7 protein-coding genes are annotated in these 6,852 nt (G+C 48.6%); 3 read left to right on the plus strand and 4 right to left on the minus strand.

Features of this window, described 5'->3' with window-relative positions; translation table 11 throughout:
* The first annotated feature begins 281 nt into the window (after positions 1–281).
* The 3 genes from EKM91_RS13365 to EKM91_RS13375 all read left to right on the plus strand — a co-directional run bounded on the left by EKM91_RS13365 (position 282) and on the right by EKM91_RS13375 (position 3,756).
* Positions 282–1,883 (plus strand): CTP synthase, encoded by a 1,602-nt coding sequence (locus EKM91_RS13365; protein ID WP_125754394.1) that lies wholly within the window; start codon positions 282–284, stop codon positions 1,881–1,883.
* A 261-nt stretch (positions 1,884–2,144) separates the two neighbouring features.
* Entirely contained in the window at positions 2,145–3,428 is a 1,284-nt protein-coding gene (locus EKM91_RS13370; protein WP_125754395.1) for a UDP-N-acetylglucosamine 1-carboxyvinyltransferase, read from the plus strand.
* A gap of 76 nt (positions 3,429–3,504) precedes the next feature.
* Positions 3,505–3,756 (plus strand): type B 50S ribosomal protein L31, encoded by a 252-nt coding sequence (locus EKM91_RS13375; protein WP_125754396.1) that lies wholly within the window; start codon positions 3,505–3,507, stop codon positions 3,754–3,756.
* Between the two features lie 130 nt (positions 3,757–3,886).
* Here the strand turns inward: EKM91_RS13375 and EKM91_RS13380 are convergent, their stop codons facing one another.
* The 4 genes from EKM91_RS13380 to EKM91_RS13395 form a co-directional block, all read right to left on the minus strand.
* Positions 3,887–5,149 (minus strand): tyrosine-type recombinase/integrase, encoded by a 1,263-nt coding sequence (locus tag EKM91_RS13380; protein ID WP_125754397.1) that lies wholly within the window; start codon positions 5,147–5,149, stop codon positions 3,887–3,889.
* 51 nt (positions 5,150–5,200) lie between these two features.
* A complete protein-coding gene (locus tag EKM91_RS13385) occupies positions 5,201–5,515 on the minus strand; it encodes a helix-turn-helix domain-containing protein (protein WP_225357439.1) in 315 nt (104 codons plus the stop codon).
* 307 nt (positions 5,516–5,822) lie between these two features.
* Positions 5,823–6,080 (minus strand): helix-turn-helix domain-containing protein, encoded by a 258-nt coding sequence (locus EKM91_RS13390; protein ID WP_019899265.1) that lies wholly within the window; start codon positions 6,078–6,080, stop codon positions 5,823–5,825.
* Between the two features lie 20 nt (positions 6,081–6,100).
* A complete protein-coding gene (locus EKM91_RS13395) occupies positions 6,101–6,499 on the minus strand; it encodes an RNA polymerase sigma factor (protein WP_005691070.1) in 399 nt (132 codons plus the stop codon).
* Positions 6,500–6,852: the final 353 nt, after the last annotated feature.

Consider the following 6,852-nt stretch of genomic DNA (forward strand, 5'->3'; position numbering starts at 1 on the left):
GCGAAAATCTAGATCAAACTTGACCATAGTAAAACCCCCAGATTTGGATTGTTGTCCAAACCTGGGGGTTCACATCAGCTTGCGGTCGGCTTTTTGTGTCGCGTGAGCAGACATCTGTTGGGAATTTGGGATGGCCACTTGACGAGCGTTATTTTTTTCGTTAATATACTGCTTGGGCGCTTTACTATTCTTAGTAAAGCATAACGGTTACAAGCTCCCTGTCGTACGATGGGGAGCTTGTTTTTGTTTTTTCCCGTCAAAAAAATCAAAGGAGTTTTCACATGACCAAGTATATTTTTGTTACCGGTGGGGTTGTGTCTTCGCTTGGCAAAGGGATCGTCGCTGCTAGTCTCGGCCGTCTGTTGAAGAATCGCGGCTTGAAGGTAACGATCCAAAAATTTGATCCGTATATCAACGTTGATCCGGGGACTATGAACCCGTATCAACACGGGGAAGTCTTCGTCACCGATGATGGTGCGGAAACGGATCTGGATCTTGGCCACTATGAACGCTTTATCGACATCAACCTGAACAAGTTCAGCAATGTCACGACTGGGAAAATCTATTCAGAAGTCTTGGAAAAAGAACGTCGCGGGGAATATCTCGGGGCAACGGTGCAGGTGATCCCGCATATCACCAATATGCTGAAAGAAAAGATCATGCGTGCAGCGACCACGACCGATTCTGATGTGATCATCACCGAAATTGGCGGGACCGTTGGGGATATCGAATCCCAACCATTCCTTGAAGCGATCCGCCAGATGAAAAATGATGTTGGGGCGGAAAACACGTACTACATCCATGCGACCTTGGTACCGTACTTGCGCGCTGCTGGGGAAATGAAGACCAAGCCGACGCAACACTCCGTGAAGGAACTGCGCAACATCGGGATCCAGCCGAACATGTTGATCTTGCGCACGGAAAAGCCGGTCACCGAATCGATGAAGAAAAAGATCGCGCTGTTTACTGATGTTAAAGAAGCTGAGATCATCGAATCACGTGATGCCAAGTCCTTATATGCCATTCCGTTGGCAATGCAAGCGCAAGGCATGGACCAGCGTGTTGTTGAACATTTTGGGTTTGATTTGCCGGCAGCTGACATGAGCGAATGGCAAAACCTGTTGGACAAGGTGCAAAACCTGCACCACAGTGTGAAGATCGCCTTGGTGGGCAAGTATGTCGCCTTAAAAGACGCCTATATCTCAGTGGCAGAAGCCTTGCGCCATGCCGGGTACTACTGGGATGCCAACATCGATTTGGCCACCTTCCAAGCTGAAGATGTCAACGATGACAACGTTGAAGCCCTTTTAGGGGATGCAGATGGCATCTTAGTGCCAGGCGGGTTTGGCGATCGCGGATTAGAAGGCAAGATCGCCGCGATCAAGTACGCGCGGGAAAACGATGTGCCGTTTTTGGGGATCTGCTTAGGCATGCAAATGGCATCGGTTGAATTTGCCCGTAATGTGGCAGGCTTTAAGGATGCCGGGTCGACCGAAACCAATCCGGATGTCGGCACGCCGATCATCGACTTGATGGCTGATCAAGTCAACGTTGAAAATATGGGCGGCACGCTGCGGTTAGGCTTGTATCCATGTGTGCTGAAGCCAGGCTCCGTGGCGGCAGCAGCATATGACAATGTGCCAGAAATTCAAAAGCGTCATCGTCATCGTTATGAATTCAACACCAAATACCGTGCGGCACTGGAAGCCAAAGGTCTAGTTTTCTCTGGGACCAGCCCTGACAACCGGTTGATGGAGATCATCGAATATCCTCAAAATAAATTCTTCGTTGCCCCGCAATATCATCCAGAATTCCAGTCTCGGCCAACTAAGCCAGAAGGTTTGTTCAAGGCCTTCATCAAGGCAGCTGGCGACTTCGAATAATCGGATGGGAAACGTGCAGGATCTTAAGTGGTCCTGCATGTTTTTTGCTCATTTGCGGGAATGCCTATGATTTCGCGGATTCAAGCTTGTTTTTTGTGCGTAACTTCATTAGAATTAAACGATGAATGTGTTTTTGATGACGATCCCGTCATCAGCCTACCAGTGAACGATATCCGGCGCAATCGGCGCCTAATGAAGCCATTACTGTGGTCAGCTTCAGCCAGCTTGAGTGATGTGAACGCGTAAGTGAGGAATAACGACATGAAGAAAATGCTGATTCGCGGAGGCAAGAAGCTCTCTGGCGAAGTCGTCATTGGCGGTGCGAAAAATAGTACAGTTGCCTTGATCCCGGCAGCGATCTTATCGCGGACGCCAGTGACCCTAGATTCAGTTCCGCAGATCCAAGACGTGTACAACTTGATGGATATTCTCGAAGCGATGGATGTGCATTCGACCTTCGAGGATTGTGTTTTAAAAATCGATCCGACGCATATCAAAGACGTCCCGTTGCCAAATGGTAAGATCAAGAGCCTGCGGGCGTCTTATTATTTCATGGGGGCACTGTTGGGCCGCTTTGGCAAAGCGATCGTCGCGCTGCCTGGCGGCGATGATATCGGGCCGCGTCCGATCGATCAACATATCAAAGGGTTTGAAGCGTTAGGCGCGTCAGTCGCCAATGAACATGGGGCCATTGCGATCCGGGCGCCGAAAGAAGGCCTGCATGGGGCCCGGATCTACTTAGACATGGTGTCAGTCGGCGCAACGATCAACATCATCTTGGCGGCAGTTACCGCCAAAGGCCAAACGGTCTTGGAAAATGCGGCCAAAGAGCCTGAGATCATCGATTTGGCGACATATCTGAATAACATGGGCGCGACAGTGCGAGGCGCCGGAACCGATGTTATCCGTATTGAAGGCACGCCGGAATTACGCGCCCATAATGCCCATACCATCATTCCTGACCGCATTGAAGCCGGGACTTATTTGGCGATGGCAGCCGCGATCGGCGATGGCGTCAACGTTAAAAACATCATTTCAGAACACTTGGATTCTTTTTTAGCCAAGCTTGAAGAAATGGGTGTGGTGATGGATGTTGGCGAAGACAGTATTTTTGTTTATCCTTCAGGCGACTTGAAGATGGTGCAGATCAAGACCATGCCTTATCCTGGCTTTGCGACTGATCTGCAGCAGCCGATCACCCCACTATTGCTCAAAGCGCAAGGCGAAGGGATCATCGTCGACACGATCTATCCCAAGCGGGTGCGGCATGTGCCGGAATTGATCCGCATGGGGGCAGACATCACGGTGGAAAACGACGTGATCATCTTGCATCATGCCGAAGAATTGCAAGGGGCGGAAGTCACCGCCAATGAGATCCGCGGCGGCGCATGCTTGATGATCGCCGGATTAATGGCTGAAGGCGAAACCACGATCACCCAAGTCGAACACATTTTGCGCGGCTATGATCGGGTGATCAAAAAGTTACATGGGCTCGGCGCTGACGTTGAGATCGTCGAAGACGCATCAGTTGCAAGTCTAGGCTGAGCGTGATATAATTTTGCGGTTGATTACAAATATCTCTCTAGGTCAGGCAATGGCTTAGGGCAAAGGAGAAACGATTATGAAGCAAGGTATCCATCCAGATTATCATGAAGTTGTCTTCATGGACTCTTCGACCGGGTTCAAGTTTTTGTCCCGTTCCACTAAGGGTTCCAGTGAAACTGTTGAGTGGGAAGACGGCAACACCTACCCATTGATTCGTGTCGAAGTGACTTCCGATTCCCATCCGTTCTACACCGGGAAGCAGAAGTTCAACAAGGCTGATGGCCGTGTTGATCGCTTCAACAAGAAGTACGGGCTTACCAGCAAATAAAGACCACTTTGTCACATTGCGGCCACGAACCGCGGCGTGACGAGAATCTTAAAAGTTGGTTTTCGTACAAATTCATCAAAACGGGTGCGATTTGTACGAGAATTTGGCTCAATATGGGGACGTTTGGAATTCAGTTTGAATTCTGAACGTCTTTTTGTTTTTCTAGTCTTGCGGAATTTAGCCGATCTAGGAAGCGTTGGTGGGTGACCGTTGTTATTATATCCGGTGTGTTCACGTAAGTTCGCGTGGTTGAAACATTGGAATGGGTGAGCGCACTGGAGATGTCTTCCATCGACGCACCGCCTTGTCGTGCTAGGGTACTGAACGTGTGCCGCATCTTGTGTGGATGCAGGTAGACCAATTCAGGGTGCCGCCGATTGACTGACTTGATCCGTGCGTTGAGGTAATCAGAGTAAAGCGGCTGGTTGCGAACACCCTCACGAGTGACGTAGGTGAACAGCCACTGCTCACCATCTTGCTCTACTCCGATTGCTTCGAGCTGCTTGGCTTGTTCTGCCTTCCAGTCGGCCAGTAGATATAGAATATTCTGTGGCAGGGTCATAATGCTTTGCTTGTGTCCCTTGGTGTCCTTCGCGTCGCGGTCACCATCGAGTGACTGAACCAGATACAACTTGCCAGCTTCCAGATCAATGTGCTTCCACTGTAAAGCGTAGGATTCGCTCTTACGGTCGCCTAGGTGCAACGTTAGCAAGAACAGGGTGTAATCGGCTAGAGATAGCTTACTGCGCTCATAGTCCTCTTTTGTGGCTTGTAGCCAGTCCAGAAGTTGCTCTGCGGTCAGGAACTCACCTTTCTTCACTCGCTCCTTCTTGAGCTTGTCCTTGTGTGGTTGCCCGACAAGGCGGAGGGACTTGCCTACGCGGTCATATTCGATGTAGTCGAGGATCTCGGCGACTTCAAACATTTGGCGCACATACGCCTTAACCGTTTTGATATTAGCGAAGTGCTCTGACTTCTCCTTGAGCCGATCGACGACGAACTCTTTGTTGGAGTTCAGGTAGGTCATGGAATAGGAGCCGAACATTGGCAGTAGGTGGTTCTTGAACAACCCACGCTGGTATTCGACAGTAGCCTTCGTTGGGACAACCGGTGCCCGACCAGTGGAACCGGTCAAATACAGTGGCATGAAGACATCTTTGTAGAACGTCTTGAACAGAATCTTACCTTTAAGCTCAAGAGAACGGGCATTACCGTTCTTTTGGGCTTCTTTAATTTTCTTGTTGATCTCACGCTCCTTTGCGACTGCTGCTTGTTTGGTCGAGATGGTTTCCCGAAAACGGGTCTGTCCGGCGACGCCCATGAGTTCACGAACGGCTTTCGGATAGAAAACGCTGACCTGATAGGTACCAGCTTTGGTTTTGGTGATTGACATAATGATTGACCTCCTGCTCAATAAGGCAGTGAGGCGTAAGACATCATTATTTTAACATCCAACACTCATGCCTTGCATCCATTTATCAAGTTCAATGCGATCAAATCTGACCGAGTTACCGATTGTGATCTTGGGCAAGCCCAGCATGATCCAAACGTCTAACGTGTTGTACGAAACGTTGAGATATTTGCAGGCTTCACCTTTCTTGAAGTAGCGGACGTTTAGCAGTGTTTCGTGCCGAACGCTGTTTACTTCTTCACGGATAATCTCAAATACCTTGTTGCGGATCGTATCGATCTGTCCGTCGCTCAAAACGAAGGACATTTCATGGCGAATTTCTTGGCTGATAGTGCCACTTCCCTTCAAGAGTTAGTGTGCAAGGTGAGCGTATCACCTCCATTCAGTAAATTGGTGAGGCGGCGTTGTTCAACCCGGTTCCGACCGGCTAACTGATCCACAGTGAATCAGCTCTCCCGTTGCGTGGGAGTGACGTGTAAGTATCTGGCCTTGGTATTCGCTCACTCATGCGAGGTCATGGCGACGGCTGTTGTTGCTGAACAACGCTATTCAGTTGTCAAAGGACACAGCGAGCAAAAGAAAATCCCGCTTCTGCATATACAGACAGCGGGAACGGGTCGAAATGAAACCAAAATCAGAAAAAAGTTGAAATTGATTATGTGCGAGTTAGTTGTGAACTTGATTGAGTGGACGGTTGCGATAGGTGTTCAGCCACGTTGAAGCGCTGAACGCTGAATACAAACTTGATTTGAAGTTCCTGCCTCAAATCGGGATCGATATAGCTTTTTCCGTATGCAGCCTCGCGATCGAAATCGTAGCTGAACATATCGAGTAGTTGGGACATTGCCTCTGCGTCTCCGTCCTGCGCTGCCAAGATAACCGGTATCAGGTTATCGACCTCTGTATAATGCATTGAACACTCCTCCGTATTCATTACATATTTTCGTATGCTTCCTTAATCCGCGCTAGTGCCCGTCGCCGCCTCTTGTTCACCCCCTGACTTGTTTTGCCACTACGGTTGCCAATTTCGACGTCGTTGAGTTCGCCATAATAATATTGATACAAGACAGTTTTATCTGTCGAAGAAAGGGTGGAAACTGCTCTTGATAATTTCTCACTTTCGATGAAGTCTTCAAGATGCTCGATTTCCTCATCGGTCAACCTGAATTCATCGAGATGATAGGAATCTTCGATTTCTTCCAGTAGCCAGGCCTCCAGTGGTATTTCCTTGATTTGCCGAAGAGAGGCCTTATACCGATTGATTCGTTCATTTTTGAGGGCTTGTTGTACATAGCGAATAAACATTCGCGTCACTTCTTGCTCACTACTCATTGGGTTATCCTCCTCGTCTGATTTATTGGGTTACATAATTACAGACAAATTTTCTGGTCACTTATGAAAGCAATTTCCAAATATTTCTTTGACGAATTACCTGATGGAGAATTGCTGCGCGAAAAAAATCGACCGGTAGCAGTGAATGCATACAGGTCAATTCTTAATCAATAGCTTATGAAATCAGTGTTTTGAGCTGTTCGTGGGAGAGATTCTTATCGAGAGGATGGTGGTCATTCGGAAACAACCCGGTAGTAGATATTTCGGCTCTGGTGAAAATAGTCTGAGAGTGTGCCTTTTACCTAGTTGTTGATAGGGTGTTGTAGGTTATGCTGGCACCATCGCTTTTAATT

It is taken from the genome of Lacticaseibacillus baoqingensis (assembly GCF_003946165.1).
Lineage (GTDB): Bacteria > Bacillota > Bacilli > Lactobacillales > Lactobacillaceae > Lacticaseibacillus > Lacticaseibacillus baoqingensis.